Origin of the sequence: Persicitalea jodogahamensis, from assembly GCF_014651615.1 — a bacterium.
GTDB classification, from domain to species: domain Bacteria; phylum Bacteroidota; class Bacteroidia; order Cytophagales; family Spirosomataceae; genus Persicitalea; species Persicitalea jodogahamensis.
Window position 1 is genome coordinate 249037 of the sequence record NZ_BMXF01000003.1, and the last position, 25569, is coordinate 274605.

The 25569-nt window shown below is 49.7% G+C and carries 23 protein-coding genes and 1 tRNA gene; 13 read left to right on the forward strand and 11 right to left on the reverse strand.

The window, feature by feature from the left end:
• Window positions 1-99 precede the first annotated feature (99 nt).
• Window positions 100-1266, reverse strand: coding sequence for an AGE family epimerase/isomerase (locus IE117_RS16430; RefSeq protein WP_189565962.1), 1167 nt, complete (start codon window positions 1264-1266; stop codon window positions 100-102).
• 173 nt (window positions 1267-1439) lie between these two features.
• On the opposite strand from IE117_RS16430, the gene IE117_RS16435 reads away from it, so the two are divergent.
• Complete coding sequence (locus IE117_RS16435; RefSeq protein WP_189565571.1) at window positions 1440-1991, forward strand: DsrE family protein; 552 nt, start codon at window positions 1440-1442, stop codon at window positions 1989-1991.
• Window positions 1992-2135: 144 nt separating this feature from the next.
• A tRNA-Asp gene (locus IE117_RS16440) sits at window positions 2136-2209 on the forward strand.
• Between the two features lie 72 nt (window positions 2210-2281).
• Here the strand turns inward: IE117_RS16440 and IE117_RS16445 are convergent.
• A complete protein-coding gene (locus tag IE117_RS16445) occupies window positions 2282-2611 on the reverse strand; it encodes a hypothetical protein (protein WP_189565572.1) in 330 nt (109 codons plus the stop codon).
• A gap of 165 nt (window positions 2612-2776) precedes the next feature.
• On the opposite strand from IE117_RS16445, the gene IE117_RS16450 reads away from it, so the two are divergent.
• The 4 genes from IE117_RS16450 (at window position 2777) to radC (ending at window position 7219) form a co-directional block, all read left to right on the forward strand.
• Window positions 2777-3877 (forward strand): Nif3-like dinuclear metal center hexameric protein, encoded by a 1101-nt coding sequence (locus IE117_RS16450; protein ID WP_189565573.1) that lies wholly within the window; start codon window positions 2777-2779, stop codon window positions 3875-3877.
• 70 nt (window positions 3878-3947) lie between these two features.
• Window positions 3948-4700, forward strand: coding sequence for a zinc ribbon domain-containing protein (locus IE117_RS16455; protein WP_189565574.1), 753 nt, complete (start codon window positions 3948-3950; stop codon window positions 4698-4700).
• 158 nt (window positions 4701-4858) lie between these two features.
• A complete protein-coding gene (locus IE117_RS16460; protein ID WP_229581035.1) occupies window positions 4859-6373 on the forward strand; it encodes a tetratricopeptide repeat protein in 1515 nt (504 codons plus the stop codon).
• 144 nt (window positions 6374-6517) lie between these two features.
• Window positions 6518-7219: a RadC family protein gene (gene radC / locus IE117_RS16465; protein ID WP_189565575.1), complete on the forward strand. Its 702-nt coding sequence runs from the start codon at window positions 6518-6520 to the stop codon at window positions 7217-7219.
• An 84-nt stretch (window positions 7220-7303) separates the two neighbouring features.
• Here radC and IE117_RS16470 read toward each other — a convergent pair whose 3' ends face one another.
• From IE117_RS16470 to IE117_RS16480, 3 genes are all read right to left on the reverse strand, one after another.
• The gene (locus IE117_RS16470; RefSeq protein ID WP_189565576.1) at window positions 7304-7741 is read right to left on the reverse strand and encodes an NfeD family protein; all 438 of its coding nucleotides are present in this window, start codon (window positions 7739-7741) and stop codon (window positions 7304-7306) included.
• A 91-nt stretch (window positions 7742-7832) separates the two neighbouring features.
• Window positions 7833-8750, reverse strand: a complete 918-nt coding sequence (locus IE117_RS16475) for an SPFH domain-containing protein (RefSeq protein ID WP_189565577.1) — start codon at window positions 8748-8750, stop codon at window positions 7833-7835.
• A gap of 166 nt (window positions 8751-8916) precedes the next feature.
• The gene (locus IE117_RS16480; protein ID WP_189565578.1) at window positions 8917-10059 is read right to left on the reverse strand and encodes an acyl-CoA dehydrogenase family protein; all 1143 of its coding nucleotides are present in this window, start codon (window positions 10057-10059) and stop codon (window positions 8917-8919) included.
• A 309-nt stretch (window positions 10060-10368) separates the two neighbouring features.
• Between IE117_RS16480 and IE117_RS16485 the strand changes: the two genes are divergently transcribed.
• The 3 genes from IE117_RS16485 to IE117_RS16495 all read left to right on the forward strand — a co-directional run bounded on the left by IE117_RS16485 (window position 10369) and on the right by IE117_RS16495 (window position 13790).
• A complete protein-coding gene (locus IE117_RS16485; RefSeq protein WP_189565579.1) occupies window positions 10369-11712 on the forward strand; it encodes a UDP-glucose dehydrogenase family protein in 1344 nt (447 codons plus the stop codon).
• Window positions 11713-11770: 58 nt separating this feature from the next.
• The gene (locus tag IE117_RS16490) at window positions 11771-12763 is read left to right on the forward strand and encodes a UDP-glucuronic acid decarboxylase family protein (RefSeq protein ID WP_189565580.1); all 993 of its coding nucleotides are present in this window, start codon (window positions 11771-11773) and stop codon (window positions 12761-12763) included.
• Window positions 12764-13187: 424 nt separating this feature from the next.
• Window positions 13188-13790: a DUF4136 domain-containing protein gene (locus IE117_RS16495; RefSeq protein WP_189565581.1), complete on the forward strand. Its 603-nt coding sequence runs from the start codon at window positions 13188-13190 to the stop codon at window positions 13788-13790.
• A 177-nt stretch (window positions 13791-13967) separates the two neighbouring features.
• On the opposite strand, the gene frr is transcribed toward IE117_RS16495, so the two are convergent.
• From frr to dusB, 5 genes are all read right to left on the reverse strand, one after another.
• Window positions 13968-14528, reverse strand: a complete 561-nt coding sequence (gene frr / locus IE117_RS16500; protein WP_189565582.1) for a ribosome recycling factor — start codon at window positions 14526-14528, stop codon at window positions 13968-13970.
• A gap of 96 nt (window positions 14529-14624) precedes the next feature.
• Window positions 14625-15350, reverse strand: coding sequence for a UMP kinase (pyrH, locus tag IE117_RS16505; RefSeq protein ID WP_189565583.1), 726 nt, complete (start codon window positions 15348-15350; stop codon window positions 14625-14627).
• A 61-nt stretch (window positions 15351-15411) separates the two neighbouring features.
• Window positions 15412-15912 (reverse strand): acyl-CoA carboxylase biotin carboxyl carrier protein subunit, encoded by a 501-nt coding sequence (locus IE117_RS16510; RefSeq protein WP_189565584.1) that lies wholly within the window; start codon window positions 15910-15912, stop codon window positions 15412-15414.
• 14 nt (window positions 15913-15926) lie between these two features.
• Window positions 15927-16862: a DMT family transporter gene (locus IE117_RS16515; RefSeq protein WP_189565585.1), complete on the reverse strand. Its 936-nt coding sequence runs from the start codon at window positions 16860-16862 to the stop codon at window positions 15927-15929.
• Window positions 16859-17857, reverse strand: a complete 999-nt coding sequence (dusB, locus tag IE117_RS16520; RefSeq protein WP_189565586.1) for a tRNA dihydrouridine synthase DusB — start codon at window positions 17855-17857, stop codon at window positions 16859-16861. The genes IE117_RS16515 and dusB overlap by 4 nt, the downstream gene beginning before the upstream one ends.
• A 238-nt stretch (window positions 17858-18095) precedes the next feature.
• Here dusB and IE117_RS16525 point away from each other — a divergent pair, with 238 nt between their 5' ends.
• From IE117_RS16525 to IE117_RS16540, 4 genes are all read left to right on the forward strand, one after another.
• Window positions 18096-19040, forward strand: a complete 945-nt coding sequence (locus IE117_RS16525) for a CPBP family intramembrane glutamic endopeptidase (protein ID WP_189565587.1) — start codon at window positions 18096-18098, stop codon at window positions 19038-19040.
• 74 nt (window positions 19041-19114) lie between these two features.
• A complete protein-coding gene (locus IE117_RS16530; RefSeq protein ID WP_189565588.1) occupies window positions 19115-20260 on the forward strand; it encodes a Gfo/Idh/MocA family protein in 1146 nt (381 codons plus the stop codon).
• A 98-nt stretch (window positions 20261-20358) separates the two neighbouring features.
• Window positions 20359-20769, forward strand: a complete 411-nt coding sequence (locus IE117_RS16535; RefSeq protein WP_189565589.1) for a four helix bundle protein — start codon at window positions 20359-20361, stop codon at window positions 20767-20769.
• A gap of 72 nt (window positions 20770-20841) precedes the next feature.
• Entirely contained in the window at window positions 20842-21894 is a 1053-nt protein-coding gene (locus tag IE117_RS16540) for a sugar phosphate isomerase/epimerase family protein (protein ID WP_189565590.1), read from the forward strand.
• A gap of 134 nt (window positions 21895-22028) precedes the next feature.
• Here IE117_RS16540 and IE117_RS16545 read toward each other — a convergent pair whose 3' ends face one another.
• Window positions 22029-25406 (reverse strand): ThuA domain-containing protein, encoded by a 3378-nt coding sequence (locus tag IE117_RS16545; protein WP_189565591.1) that lies wholly within the window; start codon window positions 25404-25406, stop codon window positions 22029-22031.
• Window positions 25407-25569 lie beyond the last annotated feature (163 nt).

Sequence of the window (25569 nt, forward strand, 5' to 3'; positions counted from 1 at the left end):
AACTACATCCCTCCTTTGTACTATAATAAATTAGGGAGAATTTTTACAAAATAAGGACAAAGTGGTTTGGCTTTCGAAAAAGCAGCTTCGAGCAGACGGTCAAGAAAGCCTCTGCCACATTTGAACGCACATTCGCGCATTGTGGTAGGGCGCTTTCCAGAAATGGATTTTATCGCCGTCGACGGCCGTCCCGTTCTCAAGTACCGTCGTGTGCCACTCGCCACGTTTCGTATCCATGAATTTTTGCTGAATGTATTCCCAGCTTCTATCGGCTGTTTTCAGGTACTTTTCATTTCCACTCATCTGGTAGGCATTATAGAACCCCACCACCTGCTCAGCCAGTACCCACCAGCTTCGATTGGTCTGCAGGTGGTGGGTTTCGGGAAAGTACTCGTAATTAAGTGCTCCGTCGCTACCCAAACCCGCCGTGGCGGCCTCTGCCATTTTGAGGCATCTGTCCCGGACGGTTTCAGTCACCGTGTGGTCACCGAGTAGTTCGGCGGTTTCGTACAAAAGCCACGATGCCTCAATGTCGTGGCCGTAGGATATGGTCTTGTCTTTGGGTATCCACTTTTTAGTAAAAAAAAGCTTCATCCGATCAGTGTCGTCCACGATGCGATCCATAATGACCAACAGCATAGCGGTGGTCTGCTTTTTGAGCTTGGCATCGGGCCATACCGTGAAGAGATTGGTATAGGCTTCAATCAAATGCAGGTGCGTATTCATGCTCTTTGAGTACGGAGACTGGCTAAGTAAGTAGTTGTCGATCGGTTCCCCTTTCCGGCCGATTGCTTCCAGATAACCGCCCTCTTCCCCGTCGAAGGCACTCTTTTCTATATAATCAAAGAGTCCTTTGGCAAGTGTGAGAGCTTTCTCCACCTTAAAAGCCCGGTAGTACTCACTCAGTCCATACATCGCAAAAGCCTGACCGTACATTTGCTTGGTTGTTTCCAAAGGCTTCCCTTTGGCAGTGACTGACCAGTAGACACCCCCGAATTCTGGATCAAAAAAATGACGAATCAAATATTGAAAAGCCCGATCAGCCATTGCCTTGTAATCGGGGTTTGGAAACAGCCGATGCGCCATTGAAAAGGTCCAGAGAATTCGGCTATTGACAACGACTGAGCGCGGTGCTTCCTGCTGGGGGACGTTGTTGAACGACACACTACCGTAAAAGCCACCCCGCTGCATGTCAGGAGCGTATTTTTCCCAATAACTCAGAATTCGGAAAAGTTCGGTTTTGAAGGCGTCAGCGTTCAACTGCATTGGTACCATAGTGGCCTGGGCGTTTGGAATAAAAGGGGGTCGGCCAGGTAAAATACTTGCTGGCCGTGGCCCTAATGATGAAAGACGGGATTTTTGCCTTACATTTCTGAAATAAAATTTCATGATCTTCCCTTTTAAAAAATCAGTTAACACTCATCCATTCTACCCTTTTTATGAAAACTAAATTTTCCCTGATCCTGGCCGGGCTGGCCGTTTTTTTTGTCGCTACCCTATCGTTTGGCCAAACCAAAGAATTTCCGGTCGTAAAAAATGGTGGAGGGGTGTTTCCCGTTCCGGAAGCCACGCCCGTGGCTGACAAAAAAATGGCCTACAAAATTGTGGGTGATTTAACGGTGGGCTCTGAAAAGCCGGAAGAACTGAATCCCGGCCTTGAGCGCGTGGCCCGATTGTTCAATGCCTACGCCGAAGCGGGCATTAAGCCTGAAAATATTGCTATGGTAGTAGTGGTCCACTTCAAGGGAACGCCCCTTATCATGAACGATGCAGCTTATGAAAAAGCATTTGGGGTGGCCAATCCTAACACCGCACTTATTGATGAATTGGCTGGGAAAGGAGTGAAGTTTTTCGTCTGCGGGCAGTCGTTACGGATGCGCGGCTACACGGATACACCCCGGAACCCGAACATCAAAGTGACCGAGGCGGCCCTTATCGCGACCACTACCTACCAGATGAAGGGCTACGCTATGCTGGGATTGGGCAATTGAAAAAAAATATTTCAATGAATGAATACTGATTATCAGTTGGCTAACATTTATCTGAAAAATAAATATAAACCGATGCTTGCGTAATACATATCGGCCGCCTACTTTTGCCCCACGTTTAACCTGAATCATCAGCGAAACGGAAGTGGTTCGGTAGTTCAGTTGGTTAGAATACCTGCCTGTCACGCAGGGGGTCGCGGGTTCGAGTCCCGTCCGGACCGCAAAAAAGCATCTCAAATGAGATGCTTTTTTCGTTTTATGCCCATATCATTTTGCCTCCTTATCGGTCACGGTTAGTCTTCCTCCGATGAGCTGAGGATTTTCGACAGGTAAGGCTTTACCTTTTGGCTGGCGTACCAGCCCAACATCTCAACGAGATAGCTGTGGGGCGGTTCACCGGCTTCATCGATGTCGAGTTTTACCGCCACGCAATAGGTCTTTTTCTTATACTCGACTTTAATGCAGTTCTCATCGTCCCTTGGCGGCATGATCTCGAATAGATAAGCAGGGTAAGTACCTTTCAGTATAAAAGCAGACGTGCTCTTGACATTGGGAACGGTGGCAACCATCCAGCGTGGTAGTTTGTTACTAGGGCTTTTAAGAACAGAGGTGGTGATGTCCATAGAGTAATTTTTGTCAGAAGGATTTAAACGGTCATAAATATACGTATAAAATGTATTTTACAGTGCCCGGGCCCGAACTCTGCTGTTTTATACAGGATAGAAAGCCAGACTAAGTTCGTTTATAATATTTTCTATAAAACAAATGTTTGAATTATTGAGTGTGATATGTCAACTCTTCAAGAACTGATTGATTCCCTTGAAACGCTGGCGCCTCCTGCATATCAGGAAACCTATGACAACTCGGGTCTGATCGTAGGCGACCCGAATACCGAAATATCAGGTGTGCTGCTTTCTCTTGATTGCACAGAGGAAATAGTGGAAGAGGCAACCCGCCGGGGTTGCAATGTGGTTGTAGCCCATCATCCTATAGTTTTTAAGGGTCTAAAAAGACTCAATGGGAAGAACTACGTGGAGCGCACTGTAATTAAGGCGATTCGGAATCAGGTAGCTATTTATGCGATTCACACGAATCTGGATCACGTGACTGCTGGTGTCAACAGCGAGATCGCTTCCCGGCTTGGGTTGAAAAATGTTAAAATTCTGGCCCCCAAACGGCAGCTGCTCCGGAAACTGACCTTTTTTGTGCCCCTCAGCAATGCCGACCAGGTGCTCGATAAGCTTTATGAAGCGGGGGCCGGCACTATTGGCAATTACAGTGAGTGCAGCTTTCGGGTGAACGGCGAGGGTACATTCCGTCCGCTCGATGGTGCAACGCCATTCTCTGGGAAAGTCGGTAGGCTGGAGCGTGCCAGCGAGCAACGAGTGGAACTCATGTTTCCATCTCATGTGGAGGGGAAGGTGATGCAGGCTCTCCGCCGGAGCCATCCCTATGAAGAAGTGGCCTACTACCTGCACACTCTCGAAAACGAAAATCAGGAAGTGGGCGCAGGGGCAATCGGTGAACTTTCCGAGCCTCTGCCTGTGGCTGACTTCCTGGCTCATTTGAAAAAAAGAATGAATGTGTCGGTGATCAAACACACTGCTTCCGCCAAGCCAATCATCGAGCGCGTTGCGGTATGCGGCGGGGCGGGGAGCTTCTTGCTTCCGAACGCGCTGGCGGCCGGCGCGGACGCATTCGTGACAGCTGATTTTAAATACCACGAATTTTTTGACGCCGAAAACCGAATCGTGATCTGCGACATAGGCCATTATGAGAGCGAAGTATTTACCAAACAGCTGCTATACGACTATTTGTCAAAAATATTTGGTAATTTCGCGCTTCATTTATCTGAAACAAACACCAACCCGGTAGCATATTACTATTAATGTCGGAGTTAGTGAAGGCCGGATCCTTTTTATAAAAAGTACCAGCATTCCCTAATTCAAAATTGAACCCATGGAAAACACGATTGCCCAAAAGCTGGATGCCCTTCTGAAATTGCAGGAGATTGATTCTCAGTTAGATAATATTTTGAAAATCCGGGGGGATCTGCCCGAAGAGGTCAGCGACCTGGAAGACGAAATCGTTGGTTTTGAAACCCGCACCGCCAAATTTAAAAGTGAAATCGACAACCTTAACGAGACGATCGATTCACTGAAAAACGGGCAAAAAGATTCTGAGAAGCTGATTATCAAGTACAAAGATCAGCAGATGAACGTGCGTAATAACCGCGAGTTCGATGCCATCACCAAAGAGATTGAGTTGCAGGAACTGGAAATGCAACTGGCCGACAAGCGCATCAGCGAAGCCAAAGCAAGAACCCGCCTTGTAGAAGACGATCTTGCCAACACTCAGGGTATACTTGACGGACGCAAGGAAGATCTCAAGACCAAGAAATCGGAACTCGATGTGATCACAGGGGAGAGCCAGGAGGAAGAAAAGGCCCTGCTGAATGAGCGCGAAAAACAAGCCGAAAAAATCGAGGTGCGATTGCTGAAATCATACCAGAAAATCAGAAACAACTCCCTGAACGGCCTTGCAGTCGTTACGGTGCAGCGTGGAGCTTGTGGTGGCTGCTTCAATGTGGTGCCACCACAGCGGCAGGCCGATATCCGTGAACACAAGAAAATCATCGTTTGCGAACATTGCGGCCGGATTTTTGGCGGCGTGGAGATGCCCGAACCAGCGGCAGAAAAAAGCAAACGCTAATTGGGTTTAGAAATCGTTGGGTTAAAAAATAAAAGTGGCTGCCATCGGTAGCCACTTTTATTTTTTTGCCCCGCATCCTACGACTAATTCGGTTTGCAGCGTTGTCATCCGGGATAACTACGGCCACGTAGGTTGACCTGACTAAAGGATTCTAGAGTATGCATTTTATTGAAAAAGTAAGTCGGTTATTACTACCTGGCTTGATGTTGACAATCTCCATGCTTGCCAAAGCGGATGAAACGGCTGCTCGCCTGGATTTCAGCCCCAGGGTACAGCTGGCATATTTCGAGGTGCAAAAACTGCGGATTAACAAAGCCCGCGCTTTGCTTGAACAGGAGCGGCGGGAAAATCCGGATAACGGCGCTTTGATCTATGTGGAGAACTACGCCGATATGTATTACCTGCTGATTTCGGAAAATCGGGCGGCGTACAACACATTGTCGAAGAAGGAAGACGAGCGATTGGATGCGCTGGCGTCATTACCCGACAACTCTCCATACCAGAGATTGTTGCGGGCTGAGGTGAGGTTACAGTGGGCTTTCGCCAAATTGAAATTCGGAAACGAAATAAGCGGATGCTGGGACATCATCAAAGCTTACAGGTTGCTGGAAGAAAACCGGAAGAAGTTTCCTGCTTTCGTGCCAACCCTTAAATCGCTCGGACTACTGCATGTACTTATCGGTTCCGTCCCAGAGCAGTACACCTGGGTGACTCGGACACTAGGTCTGTCGGGCGATATTCAAGGTGGTTTGAAGGAATTGAGAAAAGTGGAGAATACTGAAACCCTTTTCCGACAGGAGGCCCAATTGATCGACCTTCTGCTACATGCTTACACCCTGCAACTTAATGAAGCCCAGTTTCGCGAACTGAGAAGCATGCCCGCCCAGCAACCAGACAATTTACTCCTGCATTTTTTCACCACGTCTGTTTTGATGAAAGAGGGTAGGAGTGAGCAGGCCCTGGCCGTTCTCAATAAAGCCCCTCGTACATCGGCCCATATCCCTTTTCCGTTCCTGGATTATCTTCGGGCAGAAATCCTTCTCCAAAAAGGTCAGTACGATGCAGCCTACGGATTTTACGACACATTTCAGCGCAACTTCAAAGGATTTAATTTTTTAAAAGACAGCTATTTCAAACAGTTTCTCTGCCGTTGGCTTACGGGCCGAGACGCTGAGGCCCGCCAACTCATCGCGAGGGTTCCGAATGTAGGCAAAACGATTACCGAGTCGGATGGGTACGCCGAAAAATTTGCCGGACATTACCGTGACGGCCAGGTCGATGATGAGCAAAAGGTACTTTTTGAAGCCCGCTATGCCAGTGACGGAGGATATCTTCGTGAGGCATTGGCCAAACTCAATGGATATTCGCAGGATTCTTTTTCAAAAGCTGCCAATCAGGCAGAGTTCAATTATCGCCGTGGCCGTATCTTGCAGAAAATGGGCCAGTCTAATGAAGCCATGCCTTACTTTGATCGTGCTATTCAACTGACCCAAAGCAGCGGCCTGTACTTTGGACCTTCGTCTGCCTTACAGATGGGTTATATTTATAAGGACATGAGTAATAAGCCAAAGGCAGTTTCTTATTTTAAGAAGGCCATGTCATATAAGAAGCACGAGTACAAAAACAGCATCGATAACAAGGCAAGGGCCGCGCTATCTGAGTTAGGCGCTTAGGGCCAGGAACGGTTAGGAAAAGGTAGTTTCATACGCAAAAAGAGGCTTTTGCTGATTTTAGAAGCAGTAGCGGCTCTCAACTGAAAATATAGCTGCGGCCAACCATTTCCTATTGCCAAATACGATATTTGCAAGCAACTCCGGATGGAACAGAACCCCTACAACCCCCGTAAAATTCTAAGTTGGGCTGAGGAAGACCGCCCCCGCGAAAAATTGATGCAGCGGGGCAAGGCTGCTCTGACTGACGCCGAACTGCTGGCTATCCTCATTGGGATGGGAACGGTGGATTACTCGGCAGTCGATGTCGGCAAGATGGTACTTGACGCCGCCAAAGGAAATCTCAACGAGCTGGCTAAGCTCAGTCTGAAAGACCTGATGAAGGTGAAAGGCATCGGCGAAGCTAAGGCGATTACCATCATGGCGGCTCTGGAACTTGGCCGACGTCGGAAGGAGTCGGAGGTACTCCGCCAGCGAAGAATAACGAGTGCAAAGGATGCCTACGACGAAATAAGGCCCTACTTGCTCGATAAACCCCATGAGGAGTTCTGGATTTTGCTGCTGAATCGTGCGAATGAAGTACTTCGTCCAGTGCAAATAAGCTCAGGTGGCGTGGCAGGTACTGTCGCCGATCCCAAGCTCATTTTCAAGCATGCCTTGGAACAATTGGCCAGTTCCATCATACTTTTTCACAACCATCCTTCTGGCAACCTCACGCCAAGCCAGGCCGACAAAGACTTGACTCGCAAACTGAAAGAGGCAGGTCGAATGCTCGACCTGCCCGTTCTCGATCACCTCATTTTTACGGATGGAGGATATTACAGTTTTGCGGACGAGGGCATTCTCTAGCCCGTTACTGAATGATATTGAAACGGAAACCAGCGTCAAAATAGAAATTCGGCACTCACAATTGGATAAGGCAATATATTTCTTCTAAGCCTCTTCCACAATGAGCTTGATGCCTTCTGACTCCCGGATAATGACTTTGCTGCCCGCTTCAATGGGAAGCTTACCGGCAGAGACAGCACTCCATTCAGCTCCCCGATAATAAATTTTGCCTTCTCCCACGGCCGGAATGTCCCTGACTACCATGGCTGTTTCGCCCGCAAACTCATTGTACTCCGTGTGGTTGCCTCTATGTTTCAGGAGGTTTTTGGCATGCTTTCTAAGCAGAATCAGGGCCAGTACCGAAATAAGCGAGAAGGCGAAGAGTTGTGTATTCAGGTCGGGCAAGAGGCCAACGCTGGCCAGCAGGGCCGTGATCAGTGCTCCGGCAGCAAAAAAAACGAACACCAGCACCACGCTGACCAATTCCAGCACGAGCATCAGAAGCCCGATAATGAGCCATATTTGGGGCAGTGACAAATCCATGATTCAGGGAGTTAGAGTGGATAACGGGTGAGTGGGCAACAACAGGCCCGCAAGAGTCTGTCCGTGGAAACCATGCGTCATCTACTGTCGATTACTTAGATTTAGGCATTTCGCTCTTAACGACCGTCATCGAAGCCGCGATTAGCGAACCAAGGTCGGCAAAGTTGGCAGGAAGAATCAGCGTGTTGTTAGTCTTGGCCAATTTGCCAAACTGATCCACAAGGTTGTCAGCTACGCGCAGCTGCACGGCTTCCATACCGCCGTCATTCTGGATAGAGGCGGCTACCAGCCGGATACTTTCGGCGGTAGCCTGAGCTACCGAAAGGATGGCCGAGGCCTCACCCTGTGCCTCGTTGATTTGTCGTTCGCGGATGCCTTCCGATTCCAGCACCACTTTCTGCTTTTGGCCTTCGGCCACATTGATCGCGGCCTGCTTTTCTCCGTCGGATTGCAAAATTACAGCCCGGCGCTCCCGCTCAGCCTGCATCTGTTTCTCCATGGCCATAAGCACGCTTTGGGGCGGCGTGATATTCTTGATTTCATAACGAAGTACCTTCACACCCCAGCCTGTGGCGGCTTCGTCGATGGCGTCCACTACGGCGCGGTTGATGGTCATACGTTCTTCAAAAGTTTTATCCAAAGCCAACTTGCCAATCTCACTCCGCATGGTAGTTTGGGCCAATTGCGTTACGGCGAAGGTGTAGTTAGAGATACCGTAAGCAGCTTTCTTGGCGTCTATAACCTGAATGAAAATCACTCCATCCATCCGTACCTGCACGTTGTCGTTGGTGATGCAGATCTGTTCAGGAATATCGATAGCGGATTCTTTGAGCGTGTACTTGTAGGCTACGCGGTCGAAAAAGGGAATAATAAAGTTGATACCAGGCTGTAGCACGGCGTAAAATTTGCCGAGCCGCTCGACGACATAGGCAGTCTGCTGGGGTACGACTTTCACAGCCATCAGGATGGCCAACACAACCAATACAAGGAGAACAATTAGAGCGATCATAGCTGAATTGAGGTTAAGAGGTTCGCTACGAAAGTAGAAAGGTTTCCGCCCCGCCGCAATACTTGTCGGACAAACGATCTGCCGGTGAGGGCTATCGGCAGCGGGACGGTATGGATGGCAGCAAAAGTAGTGGTAAGCCTGATATGACTATGCTATGGTACTTTGGCTAGCCGCGCAGGATTTCTCTTGAAATCACCAGTTTCTGAATTTCGCTTGTGCCTTCTCCAATGGTGCACAGCTTGCTATCGCGGTAGAACTTCTCGACGGGGTAGTCTTTCGTAAAACCATAGCCGCCGAATACCTGCACTGCTTCGTTGGACACGCGCACGGCGGTTTCGGAGGCATGGTACTTGGCTACGGAGCTTTGCAGACTCACTTTTTCACCGCGATCCTTGGTGTCGGCGGCGTCAAAGGTGAGCATTTTGGAGGCTTGAATGTCGGTGTACATATCAGCTAGCTTGAAGGCGATGCCCTGAAATCTTGAAATTGACTGGCCAAATTGCTTGCGTTCTTTGGCGTAGTCGCGGGCAGCCTCATAGGCACCCACCGCTGTGCCGACACTCAGGGCGGCAATGGAGATGCGTCCGCCATCCAGGATTTTGAGTGACTGGATAAAACCCTCACCCACTTCGCCCAGGCGCTGGGTGTCGGGAATGACGCAGTCCTGAAAAATCAGTTCGGCGGTTTCGGAGGCGCGCATTCCCAGTTTGTCTTCCTTTCGGCCTGAGGTAAAGCCCGGGGTACCTTGTTCAATAACAAAAGCCGTGGCTCCGTGCTTGTCGCCTGGCTCGCCCGTCCGGGCGATCACGACGGTGACGTTACCGCTTTTTCCGTGGGTGATAAAGTTTTTAGAACCATTCAGTGTCCAGTGGTCGCCATCCCTCACGGCCACGGTTTGCATGTTCCCCGCATCAGAACCCGTGTTGGGTTCAGTCAATCCCCAGGCACCTATCCACTGGCCCGAAGCCAGTTTCGGCAAGTACCTTTGCTTTTGGTCTTCATTGCCGAACATCAGGATGTGGTTGGTGCAAAGAGAATTGTGGGCAGCCAGGGAAAGGCCGATGGACGGGTCGACCTTGGACACTTCAATGAGCGCGGCCACGTATTCGCGGTAGCCCAGTCCGGAACCTCCGTACTCAACAGGGACTAAAATCCCCATGAGCCCAAGCTCACCCATTTGGTGCATGATTTCGGTGGGAAAGAATTGCGCTTCGTCCCATTCGCGAATATTGGGGCGAATGTACCTCTCGGCAAAGTCACGAACGGTTTCTTCAATTAAAGCTTGATTTTCGGCAGTTTCAGTAGTCATTTCAGTAAATTATTCAAAGATGATGAAGTGTGAATTTTTGGGCAAATTACAGTATTTAAACGATAGCCAGAGAGTAAAGTTATGACCGGAGGCTCACTATGGGCTGAAAGCCAGCGATTGATCGCTCCCCCAACTCTTTTTTTCTTGGAAAAAGAACTAATTTTGAGCTGCCACAGCGATTAATCTCCGCAAAGTACAAATCGTGACGTAGTTCTGAATTACGTCTCAAGTTGAACGGCTCAGCGGACGGGGCGGTCTGGCAGTCAAAGCAAGTACGATCAATTACCTTACACTAATCATTCCAATCAAATGAAAATTGCAGTCGTAGGGACCGGCTATGTCGGTCTGGTAACAGGAACCTGCTTTGCCGAAACGGGCAACCAGGTCATTTGCGTCGATATCGATGAGAATAAAATCGGACGCCTGAATAAAGGCGAAATTCCGATCTACGAGCCGGGGCTGGACGTTCTTTTCGATCGCAACGTAGCGGAGGGGCGTTTGAAATTTACGACCAATCTGGCCGAAGGGATTAAGGAAGCTCAGATCATATTTCTGGCCTTGCCTACCCCACCCGGTGAAGACGGTTCCGCCGACTTGAAGTACATTCTTAAAGTTGCGGATGACCTTGGTCCCTTGTTGGAGCGCTATGCCGTAATCGTGGATAAAAGCACTGTTCCTGTTGGAACGGCGGAGAAGGTTCGCGCAGCAATCGCGAAGAGTGCGAAAGTTGAATTTGACGTGGTATCTAACCCGGAATTCCTGCGGGAGGGGGTAGCTGTGGAGGATTTCATGAAACCTGACCGCGTGGTGGTGGGCACCAACTCGTCCAAAGCTCAGAAAACGATGGAAAAGCTCTACGCACCGCTGGTGCGGCAGGGGAATCCGGTTATTTTCATGGATGAGCGTTCTGCCGAAATGACAAAATATGCGGCCAATTCTTTTCTGGCCATGAAAATTACCTTCATGAACGAAATCGCCAATCTTTGTGAAAGGGTAGGGGCGAATGTGGACGACATCCGTCGCGGCATCGGTACAGACAGCCGCATCGGCAAGCGGTTTCTGTTCGCCGGGATCGGCTACGGTGGTAGTTGCTTCCCTAAGGATGTGCAAGCCCTGGCAAAAACTTCCCGCGATTACGATTATGATTTCCGTATTCTGAATTCGGTAATGGCTGTGAACGAAGATCAGAAAAAACGGCTCATGCCTTTGGTACAGGATTATTTCGAAGGAGAGCTGAAAGATAAAACCATTGCCGTGTGGGGGCTGGCGTTCAAGCCTTATACAGATGATATCCGCGAAGCGCCGGCACTGGAAAACATCAAAGCCCTGCTGTCTGCAGGGGCCAAGGTTACTGTTTATGATCCCGAAGCCATGGACAACGTGAAGCGCATTTTGGGCGATCAGGTTACTTTCTGCCACACGCCCTACGCTGCCCTCGACGACGCCGACGCACTGATGATATTTACCGAGTGGCCGCAGTTCCGCACCCCGGATTTCGAGAAAATGGATAAACTGATGAAAAATAAGGTAGTTTTTGACGGCCGTAACCTCTACGAATTGGACGTAATGCGCGAAATGGGCTATACCTATTACAGTATTGGCCGGGAAGCCGTTCTTTCACTGGATAGCGAACAATTAGTAGTCAGTAATTAAGGAGCTTTTTCACTCTCAACGGCGGCGAATGACCGCCGGTCATCTTTTAAATTGTATAATGAAGCGTACACTTATTACCGGAGCAGCGGGATTTTTAGGTTCTCACCTTTGCGACCGTTTTATCAAAGAGGGGCATCATGTCATCGCGATGGACAACTTGATCACAGGAGACATGCGGAATATCGAACACTTGATGCCGCACCCCAATTTCGAGTTTTATCACCATGACGTCACGAAGTTCGTTCATGTGCCGGGCGAGTTGCACTATATCCTGCATTTTGCCTCTCCCGCCAGTCCGATCGACTACCTCAAAATCCCAATCCAGACTTTGAAAGTGGGTGCTATGGGTACGCACAATCTGCTGGGTCTGGCCCGGGCCAAAGGAGCCCGCTTTATCATTGCTTCCACGTCGGAAGTCTACGGCGATCCGCTCGTGCATCCGCAGACTGAAGAGTATTGGGGCCACGTAAATCCCATTGGGCCTCGCGGTTGCTACGACGAAGCCAAGCGATATCAGGAAGCCATTACGATGGCATACCACAGGTACCATGGCCTGGAAACGCGCATTGTGCGGATATTCAATACTTACGGCCCCCGAATGCGATTGAACGACGGACGAGTGCTGCCAGCATTCATTGGCCAGGCTCTGCGCGGTGAAGACCTGACGATTTTCGGTGATGGCTCACAGACGCGCTCCTTCTGTTACGTTTCTGACCTGGTTGAGGGAATCTACCGTTTGCTTTTGAGTGATTATCCCTATCCGGTTAACATTGGCAATCCTTCGGAAATAACGATCAAAGAATTTGCCGAAGAAATTATCAAACTTACCGGAACGGATCAAAAGGTAGTTTACAAAGACCTTCCGCAAGACGATCCCAAGCAGCGCCAGCCAGACATCTCAAAAGCCCAGGAACTGCTGGACTGGGAACCGAAAGTACTGCGCGACGAGGGTTTGAGGATCACGTACGACTACTTCAAAAACTTGCCGGAAGAACGCCTCTATGAGGATTCCGAACACCGGGAATTCGAGGCATTCAGTAAAGGCGTTTGACGAGGCATGATGTACGGAGTCAGGAGATGAAGTTACCTCAACCTACGTAGAATTTTAAAGGCCCTTTCCAGAACGGAAAGGGCCTTTTTTGTGTCGAATGAGCACTCTTTTATCCGTATTTTTTGAATCGAATACAAAATACGTGAAATCCTGAAATTTGTTTTCACGGCAGATGAGGCTCAGATATATTTTACTATACTCAATCAGGCCGGCTGGCGTCAGCATCTTTCTCATTGAAGGATGTGGAACAGCCGAAACAAACCGTAACGTATTCTCCTCATATACGTAAGAAAATAGTACTAAAATCAGTCAATAAGTATTCGGAACATTATTTTCGGTGATTTAATCAACATGAGTATCTGACAATGAACGTGTTGATATTTTATGTTATTTAATCAATTTATAATAAAACCAATACACTACCATGAAACCACTCAATAAAATCTTAATCGTACTGCTGGCTTTTCTCACCACGCCACTTCTGGCTCAGCGCTATACTGTTACGGCTGATAAGGATTTGTCCGCACCGTTTGACAGCTATAAGAATTACGCTTGGGCCAAGCACGTGACCACCACAAATAGCCTTGCCTATGCCATAAATGACCTTACGTTGAAAAGCAAAATAAAGGATGCGGTGGCGCACGAATTGAAATCGCGCAACATGAACATGAACCAGAATAACCCTGACGTTCTGGTGAACTTCCGCGTCTTCGAAAAGCCAATAACCGTCGATGAAGCCGACGGTTATTTCCACGATGACAACTATTGGGGCACGGAAGAAGTCACCAACAACCGATTGGGAATTATTCCATTCTCCTCTTCCATCAATGAGAACGACACCGAATATTATCTGGACAAAGGTACTGTGATGGTGCAGCTTGTGGATGCCAAGAAAGGCGTGGTCGTGTGGCAGGGATATGCCAGCGGTTTGACCGACGGAAACACCTTTGACCGCAATCCCGACCACATTGCCAAGGCGGTTAGGCTGATATTTGACAAATTGGATTTCGTATTGAACGAGGCCTAAGTGACTGCTATGACCAACAACAATTTGTGGTAACGCAATTGCCGATCTCATAAATAAAAAACGCCCTTCCTATAAAGAAGGGCGTTTTTGTATGGATAGCATAAATAGAGGCAAGCAAAGTTTTAAAGAAAGTACGATCCCGAATGGTACTTTCACACCACCGGGACAATAGCATCTCTACACTTCCATAATATCCTTTTCTTTCGCTTCGAAAATTCTGTCGATTTTGTCAGTGTGCTCATCGGTCAGCTTTTGGACACGGTCCTCACCGATTTTCACCATATCCTCCGATACACCCTCTTTGGTCAATTTGCGAATGGAATTGTTGGCATCCTGCCGCACGTTGCGAACATTTACCTTAGCGGTTTCGACTTCCTGCTTAACTCGCTTCACGAGTTCCTGACGGCGCTCCTCGGTCAGTGGAGGAACTGACAGCCGTATTATTTCGCCATCGTTGTTGGGCGACAGGCCGATATTACTATTACGAATGGCTTTCTCGATGTCTGGGATCAGCCGTTTTTCAAAGGGCTTGATTGCCAGCGTGCGGGCGTCAGGAGTGTTAACCGATGCCACGTTCTGCAAGGGAGAGGGGGAACCGTAGTAGTCCACCTGAATACCATCCAGCATCTGAGGGGAAGCTTTGCCCGCCCGTATTTTACCTAGTTCGATGGCCAGATGTTTAAGGGCTCCGTCCATCGTTTCCTGAGCCGATTCAAGATAAATTTCTATTTCTTCCATTTTCAATTTTGAATGAGCGAATGAGTGATTGGAAGAATATAAAGCTGAATCAAACACTCACTAATTCTCCCAATCACACATTCAAAATTAAACTATCTAAGCTTCACTCGACACCAGCGTTCCCACTTCTTCACCCATGATCAGGTTGTAGAGGTTGCCGGGCTTATTCATGTCGAAGACTATTATGGGTACATTGTTCTCTTTACACAAAGCAAAGGCGGTCATATCCATGATTTTCAGATTCTTGGCCAGAGCTTCGTCAAACGAAAGGTGCTTGTACTTTATGGCCAATGGATCTTTTTCCGGGTCGGCGGTATACACGCCGTCCACGCGGGTACCTTTAAGAACTACCTCCGCTTCCGACTCGATAGCCCGCAGGCTGGCCGTGGTGTCGGTGGTGAAATACGGATTTCCGGTGCCAGCACCGAAGATCACGATCCGTTTTCTTTCAAGGTGTCGGATGGCCCGGCGCCGGATCAACGGCTCACACACTTGCTCCATCTTGATTGCTGACATCAGCCTGGTAATCATGCCATGCTTTTCCAGTGAACTCTGTACGGCCATGCCATTGATGACGGTGGCGAGCATACCCATGTGATCGCCCTGAACACGATCGATGCCAGATTTTTCAACGGAAGCTCCGCGAAAGATATTGCCTCCACCAATAACAATGGCAATCTCTACGCCCGCATCATACACCCGGCGGATTTCCCGGGAGTAATCATCTAATACGTTAAAATCTATTACTTGGCTTTTGTCGCCGCCGTTGAGGGCTTCGCCACTGAGTTTCAGAAGAATTCGCTTGTATTTGGGCTGGGACATGTGGAGATTTGGGGAAATGGTCGCGCAAAATAAGGACTAGCCGGGCATAATTACAAGCCGATCAGGCAAACTCTATCAGCACCTGATTCTTTTCTACGCTACTGCCTGCTTCGGTGCGGATGGTTTTCACAGTCGCTTCGCCGGGGGCTTTGATGGCATTTTCCATCTTCATGGCCACTAACACGAGTAGGGTGTCGCCTTTCTGGACGGCATCACCTTCTTTCACGGCGATACTCTGAATAAGTCCCGGCATGGGCGCTTTTATTTCGTTGATCTTATTATTGACGGCCTGGCTCATGCCCATGCTCTCCAACAGAAGATCGAAACGATTTTTGGCCGAGATCGTAAGGAGGTGCCCGTTTATCTTCAGCGAGGCCTGCTTGGCAGTGGCGTCATATTCCACGACCTCCACATTGAAGGATCGGTCCTTCCAGATTACATGGTAGTTTTGCGGACCAAGCTGCACCAGGTCACCGTCGAATAGTTCATCATTCAAATACCAGCCCTCTTTTTTGGAAGTGACCTCGTATTCCTGCGATTCGTTGACTTTGACTTTCAGCATTTCGAATTGATTTATTACAAAATGTGCTTTGGTTCCAAAACTACCCTTTTGGTTTTTCTCTTCCGATTAATCATGTATACCCCTACTAAGATGACCGCCGTTCCTGCCCATTGCTGAATGCCCACGAGTTCGCCGTCCAGCAAACCCCACGAAAGGGCAACAATGGGCATCAGGTATGTGACCGAAGCCGCAAAAACCGCGCTAGATAATTGGATGACCCGGTTGAAAAGTACGGACATGAGCCCGGAGGCAAGTACCCCCAGGCTCATCAGGTAGGCCGAAGGAAGCAAATTTGCGGGTTCGGCTATTTTTTCGAAAAAGTCGGTGAAAAGCAAAATGCCAAGCGAAAGCGGCCCTACGCCCGCAAAGATCCAGGCCGTTGACACGACGGGGGACAAGCCACTATAAAACTTGGACACGATATTGATGTTGGTGCCATAGCACACTGTGGCCAGCACAATGAAAAGCGCGTAGAAATTCACTTCGGGAATGGCCATGCCAGCCTTGGTGAAAATCAGCATGAGTGCGCCCGCCAGGGCAATTACCAAGCCTAGAATCTGCATCCGGTTGGTACTTTTGGCAAAAAAGAGCAGCCCGATCAGCATCGTGAACATCGGGCTCACGGCGTTGAGTGTGCCAGCCAAAGCGCTGGTAATCTCGCTTCCGGCTCTGGCAAAAAGAAATGCCGGCAGGAAATAACCTAACAAACCAGAAATGAAAAACAGACCCATGAGCGATTTCGGGATTGTTTTCCAACTACGGATCAGCACCGGAATGAAAAATACGAATGCCAGGAACACCCGACCGGCGGCGACTTCGGTGACAGAGTAAGTATGCAGGCTTTTCTTAATCAAAATGAAAGAACTACCCCACACCAAAGCCAGCAAAACGAGCAGCCCCCAAGCCAGCAACGGGGCTGAGTTTTCGGAAGTCGTCGTCTTGTCGCTCATAAAGCCAGGGCTTCTGACCCGCTAAACACTTCGTTGATCTCGTTCAGAATTTCGTTGAGCTCATCGAACGACATGCTCTGCACTAGCCTCATCCGGTAGGGCTTGAAATGATCCAGCCCCCGAAAATAGTTGGTGTAGTGGCGGCGCATCTCGAATATCCCGGTTATCTCGCCTTTCCAGCGCACCGAGAAGTCAAGATGTTGGCGGCATACTTCCACCCGTTCAGTAAGGGTAGGGGGAGCGAGCATTTTCCCTGTAGCGAGGTAGTGTTTTATTTCGTTGAAAATCCAGGGATAGCCGATGGAGGCCCGCCCCACCATGATGCCATCTACCCCGTAGCGGTTTTTGTATTCAAGGGCTTTCTGCGGGCTGTCGATATCACCGTTGCCAAATATCGGAATCGTGACGCGGGGATTTTCCTTAATGCGTCCGATGAGGGTCCAGTCGGCGGAGCCTTTATACATCTGTACCCGCGTACGCCCGTGGACGGTCAGGGCCTGAATACCAATATCCTGCAAGCGCTCGGCTACCTCAAGAATATTTTTCGTGCTGTCGTCCCAGCCCAGCCGCGTCTTCACCGTCACGGGCAGGTGCGTGGCTTTTACCACGGCCTCAGTCATTCGAACCATTTTAGGAATATCCTGCAAAAGCGCAGCTCCTGCCCCCCGGCAGGCCACGTTTTTGACCGGGCAGCCGTAGTTGATATCGATCAGGTCGGGATGCGCCCTTGTGGCGATTTCGGCGCAGGATCGCATGGTTTCGACGTCGCTGCCAAACAATTGGATACCGATGGGCCGTTCATACTCAAAAATGTCGAGCTTTTGCACACTTTTGGCGGCATCGCGAATCAAACCTTCGGACGAAATGAATTCCGTGTACATCAAATCCGCCCCGTTTTCTTTACACACGGCCCGAAATGGCGGATCGCTTACATCTTCCATCGGCGCCAGAAGTAGCGGGAAGTCGGGGAGCGTAATATTTCCAATCTTTGTCATTTTGCCGTTTTGGTGACGGTTTTTGTTTCGAAGTACGGATGTAAAATTACGGTGCAGGAGGGAGGCCTAAAATAGCATAAGCTTCATCAGGTAGTTTTGAATAATTCGGAGTCCGGGAGCTGACTGGTTCACCGCTGATCCAACAAACGTTTCTGTCGCTCAACATCAGCAAAAATAACTAACTAAACCTCTAAACTACCCCGCAACTAAACAATTTCCCCGTAAATTTACGCCAATTATGGAACACAATCCCCACCTATCTTTATCCTCACGCGTTCCCAACACCTGGCGGAGCCTTCTGGTTCTGGTGGGTTTTATTTTGGTGGGAATGTCAGTAGGGAACATGCTGGCCGTGCTTTTTCTGATGAAATTCCTGGGGAGTGGTGAGGGAATGGCCGGGATCGAAATCGTATCTACGCTCATACAGTCGCCCGAGTCTGTACCGAATGGCTGGTACGGCCTGATGCTCCTACAAGCCACGGCGCATGTCTCTACGTACCTGATTCCACCGATTCTGTATTGGTCGTACATTGAGCGGCGCAGTCTGCCGGATTTTCGGACGCGGGCGCTGACGCCCCCACAGTTTTGGGGCTTGACGCTGCTTGTCGTGCTGGCCTTCATGCCGCTCAACGGTTTGATCATCGAGTGGAACCAGGGTATGGTGCTACCCGACTTCCTGAGTGGAGTGGAGCAGTGGATGCGCGATAAAGAGGAACAATTGGAGGGGTTGACCAATTTTCTGACTGATTTCGACTCGCCCACCCAGTTCGCAATAGCCCTTTTGGTCATAGGAATTATCCCGGCCATCGGAGAAGAGGTACTTTTCCGGGGTGTGTTGCAGCGAAAGCTGATGGAGGAATGGCTCAACCCGCACTTAGCGATTTGGGTGGCAGCCGCGCTGTTCAGCGCCATACACGTGCAGTTCTACGGGTTTATTCCCAGAATGCTGTTGGGCGCCCTGTTCGGGTATTTGTATTACTGGTCGGGTAGTTTGTGGGTCGCCATATTCGCCCACTTCGTCAACAATGGATTCATGGTGATGATGCTATACCTCTATCACCAGAAAATGGTAGACTACAACATAGAAGACAATGAGTCCGTCCCGTGGAGCGCGGCGCTGATATCGTTGGTGGCCACCTCTGCGCTACTTTATGCTGCCTGGAAGCAAAAGCGGACCGTTTGATTATCTAAAAAATTCAATATACACTAATTCACAATTCTCTCACAGCGGGGGTTGCCCCGTCAAAATTGACAACAATGGCAAAAGTAAAAGTAGGAGTAGTAGGAACCGGATTCATCGGCCCCGCCCACATTGAAGCGCTGCGTCGCCTGCCTAATGTAGAAGTGGTAGCACTTTGTGAAGTTACCGCAGAACTGGCCGCCGAAAAAGCCAAGTCGCTGGGCATCGAGCGTTCCTACACCTTCGATGAATTGTTGAAACAGGACGATATTCAGTCCATCCATATCTGCACTCCGAACTTCCTGCATTATTCTCAGTCAAAAGCAGCCTTGGAAGCTGGCAAGCATGTAATTTGCGAAAAACCTTTGGCCAAAGACCTGGCCGAAGCTGAGGAGTTGGTAGAATTGGCTGCCAAGACAGGTCTGGTCAACGCCGTGCATTTCAACCTGCGGTACTACCCCTTGGCCCGACAAATGAAAGTAATGCGGGAAAAAGGCGAACTCGGCGACGTCTACTCCGTGATCGGTTCCTATTTGCAGGATTGGCTTTTCTACGAAACCGATTACAACTGGCGGCTCGAACCCGACAAATCCGGCGACTCGCGGGCTATTGCTGACATCGGTTCTCACCTGATGGACATTCTGGAATACATTACCGGTCTGAAAACAGTAGCCGTGATGGCTGATTTCAATACCATCCACAAAACCCGGAAGAAGCCGCTCAAGGAAGTAGAAACCTATTCAGGCAAAATCCTGAAACCCGAAGACTACGCCGACGTACCCATCAACACCGAAGACCACGCTAACGTGCTGCTACGATTCGATAACGGCAACCGGGGCGTTATCACCGTATCACAGGTGTCGGCGGGGCGTAAGAACCGCATGGCTCTTGAAATTTCGGGGTCCAAAAAAACGTTTAGTTTCAATTCCGAAAGTCCCAACGAACTTTGGATCGGCAATCGCGACGGCTATAACGAGGTACTCATGCGCGACCCTTCACTGGTTCACAAAGAAGCCAGTTCCGTTATCTCTTTCCCCGGCGGCCACAACGAGGGCTTCCCCGATACCTCCAAGCAGATGTTCAAGGAAGTCTATGCTGCTATCGAAGCCGGAAAGCAGCCCGAAAACCCCACCTTCCCCACCTTCGCCGACGGCTACCGCGAGTTGCTGATTTGTGAAAAGATCCTGGAAAGCGCCCGGGGGGAGAAGTGGGTGGAGATATAATTTGGAATTAGTGAATGTCGGAATTAAGGAATGTTGCTTTCGCAGGTCATCATTTAATACTTTTTTCCTACAATCACTTTCCAACATTCCAAATTGTTATGGAGAAAGATTGGTGGGTTGAAGAGAGTGCTGAGTACGAATATCAGGCTAGAGCTGATTTTGTTGAGGCAATGCGTGAGAGAACCAAAAAATTGGTACTTCGGCACATCAAACTTTACCAAGCTTTGCCTTCAAATGAGGAAGCACGCATAATTGGAAAGCAGCTTTTGCGTTCAGCTACCTCGACGGGTGCCAATTATCGGGCATCATGCAGAGCAAGGAGTAAGGCCGAGTTTTTTTCCAAACTTTCGATCACGATCGAGGAAGCAGATGAGTCTTTATTTTGGTTAGAAATTTTAGAAGAAGCTGGAATTGTCGAAGAAAAGAAACTCGTTTCGCTCAAAGCCGAAACCTTTGAAATTCTGAAAATTCTTTCCAAAGCTCGAAGTTCAACCCGTTCTAATACCTGACTATTAAACTTATTGGACGTCGGAACAATTTATTCCGACATTCCAAAATTCACTAACTCAATATTAAAAACTATGAAAACCCTAAATGGCCCCGCCATTTTCCTGGCCCAATTCATGGGCGACGAAGCCCCTTTCAATACGCTTGAAAGTATTGCCAAATACATGGCCGATCTCGGATACGTAGGTATTCAGATTCCTACCTGGGATTCTCGCTGCATTGATTTAAAGCAGGCGGCTGAGTCCAAAACCTATTGCGACGAGTACAAGGGCAAGCTGAAAGACATCGGCGTGGAAGTGACTGAGCTTTCCACGCACCTGCAAGGACAACTCGTAGCATCGCACCCGGTCTACGATGCCATGTTCGATGGCTTTGCCGTACCCGAGGTTCGTAACAACCCTTCGGCCCGCCAGGCTTGGGCAGTAGATCAACTCACCATGGCCGCCAAAGCCAGTCAGAATCTGGGGCTGACGGCCTGCGCCAGTTTCTCAGGAGCATTGGCCTGGCCGTACATGTACCCCTGGCCGCAGCGTCCGCAGGGATTGGTAGAAACAGCCTTTGCGGAATTGGCTAAGCGCTGGAAACCCATCCTGGATACTTTTGAAGATTGTGGAGTCGATGTTTGTTATGAACTACATCCGGGCGAGGATTTGTTCGACGGGGCGACTTTCGAGCGCTTCCTGGATGCGGTCAATGGGCATGCACGTGCCAACATTCTCTATGATCCCAGCCACTTTGTCTTGCAGCAGTTGGATTATCTGGCTTTCATCGATCTTTATCATGAACGCATCAAAGCTTTCCACGTAAAGGATGCCGAGTTCAATCCTACGGGACGGCAGGGCGTGTACAGCGGCTTTGCAGGCTGGGCCGACCGCGCCGGCCGTTTCCGGTCGCTGGGCGACGGGCAGGTGGATTTTTCCGGTATTTTCTCCAAACTCTCACAGTATGATTACGGTAGTTGGGCGGTGTTGGAATGGGAATGCTGCATAAAGTCTCCCGCGCAGGGTGCCGCCGAGGGGGCGCCTTTCATCGAAAGCCACATCATCGAAGTGACCGATAAAGCCTTTGACGACTTCGCGAGCGCGGGGGCTGACGAGGACTTCAACCGGAAGGTTCTGGGTATATAGAAGGAGGTCTTCGACTCCGCTCAGACTGACAAACAGTAAAAAAAGCGGGCGCCGGGAAAATCCCGGCGCCCGCTTTTTTTTCAACCAATGGGTAATGGAAAAACTAAATTGTCCACTTTCCACTATTCATCGACTTACATCGCTCCGTTCACGAACTCGATGGTGTCCACCGCAAAGAGCGGCTTTCCTTTCGGATCGGCGTTTTTGAAGACAAAGTAGATATCTCGCTGCCGATTATCAGCGGGGACTTCCAATGGGATGTCCACTTCTCCCATCGTACCCTGCTTCACTTGCGCAGAGCCGATACTCGGGCCGTTGGGCGAATCCAAATGGACCTCAATTGTACCACCCGATGTCATGCCTTCGGTAGTAAATACGCTGGCTTTCAACTTGCTGATGCCCGTGAGGTCAATATCCTTAAAGACCATATTACTATTGTTAGCAGTGGCTACCACTACTTCCGAACCCGTCGGGAGTTTGTACTTCATGTAGTCTTTGCCACTGTCAAGTAAATTAGCCTTCATTTTTGCGGGACGCAGGGCCACGCTCTTCGTAGTTGACAGTGGACCGATGGTTCCGTTGCCCTTGTCGGTGTAGCTGGCCGTGAGGACGTAAGAACCCGCTTTATCCTTGGCTTCGGGGGTGAACGTGCTGGCCAGTGGCTCACGTTTCACCTGCTTTTTCTCATCGGCCAGCGACAAAATGTACTTCACCATGTCCTGCGCCTCTTCGGCCTTCAACTGCGGGTGGGCAGCCATGGCTTGTTCGCCCCATACACCGCCACCGCCTTTGATCACTTTCTCCGAGAGTTGCTTCACTGCATTCCGGTCTTTTTGGTATTTTTTGGCTACGTCTATGTAAGCCGGACCGACCGACTTCTTATCGATGCTATGGCAAGCCTTACAATCGCTCAGCTCGATCAGACGCTTACCCGTGGCAAAGCCTGTGTTGACCTGGTGCCCTTGTGCCAGCATAGTTTTGTCAAAACCTTCCATGTAGTCGATCGTTACCAGAACGTCATTCTGATCGACGCCTTTGGCCAACGTTCCGTCTTCCTTATCTTTAACCGTCACGTCGTAGGCGACGGGTTTTTTGTCAAAGTAAAAGGATTTATTACCCTTTACGGCGATTTCCACGTTGGGAACGTCATTGCCCGCTTTCACCAACACATTGGAGGTTGAAGTATTGCCCTTGGCATCGGTTACTTTCAGCGTGGCCGTGTATTCACCCGGCTTGGTGTAGGTGTAGGTTGGGTTAGCCTCAGTGCTTTTCGGCAAACCAGGACCAAACGTCCACTCGTATTTCAAGGCGTCTTTGTCATAATCCATTGTGCCCTTGGACGAGAATGCCACCTTCAAGGGCGTAGCTCCCACTTTTTTGTCGGCCGATGTCATTGCCACGGGAGCGCGGTTACCCGCATTGTAAGTGATTTGCGTAAGGCGGGCTTCATCGTTCTGCGCAAACCAGTTGCTGCCGTATTCCAGCATGTACAGGGAGCCATCCTTGGCAAACTGCATGTCCATGGGATGGTTGAAAGTGGAAGAAGGCATGAAATGCTCCATCGAAACGAAATCGCCGTTAGGAGCCATCGTTACCGGATTGACCCAGCCGCGCATCCACTCATAGGCGAAGAGCTTTCCATCGTAGTAGCGCGGGAATTTTACATTGCTGTCGGCATAGTCATCATAGTAATACACCGGACCTGCCATGGCATTACGGCCACCCTTGCCCACGATAGCTCCAAACTCGGGAGAATCGGCATACGGATAATAAATGAAAGCCTTCTGGGCGGGAGGTAGTTGCTTGAGACCTTTGATCTGGGTGGAAGGATTCACCGGCTTTTCCGGATCAAAATAAGGGCCGGAAGTACTATCGGCAAAATTGAACAGGCGGTAGGGTTTGTTGTCCCCTACGAATAATGGCCAGCCAAAGTACCCTGCTTTGCGAGCCTGGTTGATTTCGTCATGGCCTCTGGGGCCGCGCAGGGGATTGTCTTCCCCGGCATCGGGACCTACCTCGCCCCAATACAGATAGCCTGTACGCTGATCGACAGCAATACGGTAAGGGTTACGGTTGCCCATTACGTAGATTTCGGGCCGGGCACCCTCGGTTCCTTTGGGGAAGAGGTTGCCTTCGGGAATATCGTAGCCTTTGTCAGCTCGGGGCTTAATCCGCAAGATTTTGCCGCGTAGATCAGCGGTGTTGCTCGACGAATTAAGAGCGCTGAACTTCTCACGTCCTGGACGCAGGTCACTCGGAGAAAAACCATTCGATTGGAAGGGATTGGTATTATCGCCCGTCGACAGGTACAGGTTACCCTCTTTGTCCCAGGCAATGGAGCCACCGGTATGGCAGCAGTCGTCCTGGCCTCCGATGCGGTTTTCAGCTACATTCAGCAAAAGCTCCTCGGTATCGAGTTTCAACTTGTTGGTCGCATCGTCCCATTTCACCCGGACAAGTCGATTGTTTTTGTCAGGATCGACGGCCGAGTAGTACAGGTACACCCAATTATTAGTCTTGAAGTCCGGGTCGATGTTGATGCCCAGCAGACCATATTCGCGCTGGAAATGGACGGGGATGGTAGCAGCAAGTTCGGTGATTCCGGTTTTGGGATTATAAAGCTTGACGGCTCCCTTTCTTTCGGTGAAGAGTACTTTTCCGTTGTCAAGTACTACCAGCTCAGTGGGTTCGTCCAGATGATCCACCAGCACTTTGCGGATGAAGCGATTTTCTTCGGGACGTGATTTGGCGTAATCCAGTTTACCGGCCATTGCCCACTTCATACCACCCAGCAGATGCTTTACGTACACGGGGTTGGAGTACATTTCGTCGGTGTGGCCAAAGTTGGTGTAAAACGCTTTTCCGCCTTCAAATTCGTGATACCAGGCCATCGGGTGGTCGTCGCCCATCTGCCCTTCCTTATAGCTGTTCTCATCGATTTTGACCAGCACAGTCACATCTTTGTTGAAGTTCTTGAAGTCGTAGAACTCGTCCTTCACCGTCCACTTGTCGGGAAAGCCCTCCATCGAAGGATGATTGCGGTTGACGACGAAAGCCTCGCCCGTCTGAATATTATTTTTGGGGTGACTGGCGAACCAGCCTCCAACCAGGCGATTATACCAGGGCCAGCCGTACTCGGTGTCGGCGGCGGCGTGAATGCCAACGTAGCCGCCCCCAGCCTGAATGTACCGCTCGAAGGCAACTTGCTGGACATCGTCCAGCACGTCACCCGTCGTACTCAGAAACACAACCTCGCTGTATTTTTTCAGGTTGTCATCGGTAAAGGCATTAGAGTTGGTAGTAGTATCCACGACAAAGCCATTCTCCTTGCCTAGCTGCATAATAAGCTTATTGCCAACTGCGATGGAATTGTGGTGATAGCCTTCGGTTTTGGAGAAAACCAGCACCCGCTTGCCACCGGACTGCGCCGAGACAAACCCGATGCTCAGCCCGCAGCAAACCGCCAATGCCAGCAAGCTGCTATGAATGAATTTTTTACACAAAATGTACATGGGTTAAAATTAGATTAGGAATTGATACGTAAGAGAAACAGCGGGATACTCGAATGGTTTAACCAAACCAACAACTACCCGTCCGTCCGCCGAACCTCAAAGGTAACAAGGAAACGTCAGGTTTCGGGGATTTCTTATGGTTTTCTGGAGAAGGATTTGTTCT

Coding starts and splice junctions, on each gene's coding strand:
- IE117_RS16490 (WP_189565580.1), top strand. CDS start 11,771: ATGAAGCGTACACTTATTACCGGAGCAGCGGGATTTTTAGGTTCTCAC.
- IE117_RS16480 (WP_189565578.1), bottom strand. CDS start 10,059: ATGACTACTGAAACTGCCGAAAATCAAGCTTTAATTGAAGAAACCGTT.
- IE117_RS16540 (WP_189565590.1), top strand. CDS start 20,842: ATGAAAACCCTAAATGGCCCCGCCATTTTCCTGGCCCAATTCATGGGC.
- IE117_RS16455 (WP_189565574.1), top strand. CDS start 3,948: ATGGAAAACACGATTGCCCAAAAGCTGGATGCCCTTCTGAAATTGCAG.
- IE117_RS16495 (WP_189565581.1), top strand. CDS start 13,188: ATGAAACCACTCAATAAAATCTTAATCGTACTGCTGGCTTTTCTCACC.
- IE117_RS16515 (WP_189565585.1), bottom strand. CDS start 16,862: ATGAGCGACAAGACGACGACTTCCGAAAACTCAGCCCCGTTGCTGGCT.
- radC (WP_189565575.1), top strand. CDS start 6,518: ATGGAACAGAACCCCTACAACCCCCGTAAAATTCTAAGTTGGGCTGAG.
- IE117_RS16470 (WP_189565576.1), bottom strand. CDS start 7,741: ATGGATTTGTCACTGCCCCAAATATGGCTCATTATCGGGCTTCTGATG.
- IE117_RS16485 (WP_189565579.1), top strand. CDS start 10,369: ATGAAAATTGCAGTCGTAGGGACCGGCTATGTCGGTCTGGTAACAGGA.
- IE117_RS16460 (WP_229581035.1), top strand. CDS start 4,859: ATGCATTTTATTGAAAAAGTAAGTCGGTTATTACTACCTGGCTTGATG.
- IE117_RS16430 (WP_189565962.1), bottom strand. CDS start 1,266: ATGCAGTTGAACGCTGACGCCTTCAAAACCGAACTTTTCCGAATTCTG.
- IE117_RS16475 (WP_189565577.1), bottom strand. CDS start 8,750: ATGATCGCTCTAATTGTTCTCCTTGTATTGGTTGTGTTGGCCATCCTG.
- frr (WP_189565582.1), bottom strand. CDS start 14,528: ATGGAAGAAATAGAAATTTATCTTGAATCGGCTCAGGAAACGATGGAC.
- IE117_RS16450 (WP_189565573.1), top strand. CDS start 2,777: ATGTCAACTCTTCAAGAACTGATTGATTCCCTTGAAACGCTGGCGCCT.
- IE117_RS16530 (WP_189565588.1), top strand. CDS start 19,115: ATGGCAAAAGTAAAAGTAGGAGTAGTAGGAACCGGATTCATCGGCCCC.
- dusB (WP_189565586.1), bottom strand. CDS start 17,857: ATGACAAAGATTGGAAATATTACGCTCCCCGACTTCCCGCTACTTCTG.
- IE117_RS16535 (WP_189565589.1), top strand. CDS start 20,359: ATGGAGAAAGATTGGTGGGTTGAAGAGAGTGCTGAGTACGAATATCAG.
- IE117_RS16510 (WP_189565584.1), bottom strand. CDS start 15,912: ATGCTGAAAGTCAAAGTCAACGAATCGCAGGAATACGAGGTCACTTCC.
- IE117_RS16545 (WP_189565591.1), bottom strand. CDS start 25,406: ATGTACATTTTGTGTAAAAAATTCATTCATAGCAGCTTGCTGGCATTG.
- IE117_RS16445 (WP_189565572.1), bottom strand. CDS start 2,611: ATGGACATCACCACCTCTGTTCTTAAAAGCCCTAGTAACAAACTACCA.
- IE117_RS16525 (WP_189565587.1), top strand. CDS start 18,096: ATGGAACACAATCCCCACCTATCTTTATCCTCACGCGTTCCCAACACC.
- pyrH (WP_189565583.1), bottom strand. CDS start 15,350: ATGTCCCAGCCCAAATACAAGCGAATTCTTCTGAAACTCAGTGGCGAA.
- IE117_RS16435 (WP_189565571.1), top strand. CDS start 1,440: ATGAAAACTAAATTTTCCCTGATCCTGGCCGGGCTGGCCGTTTTTTTT.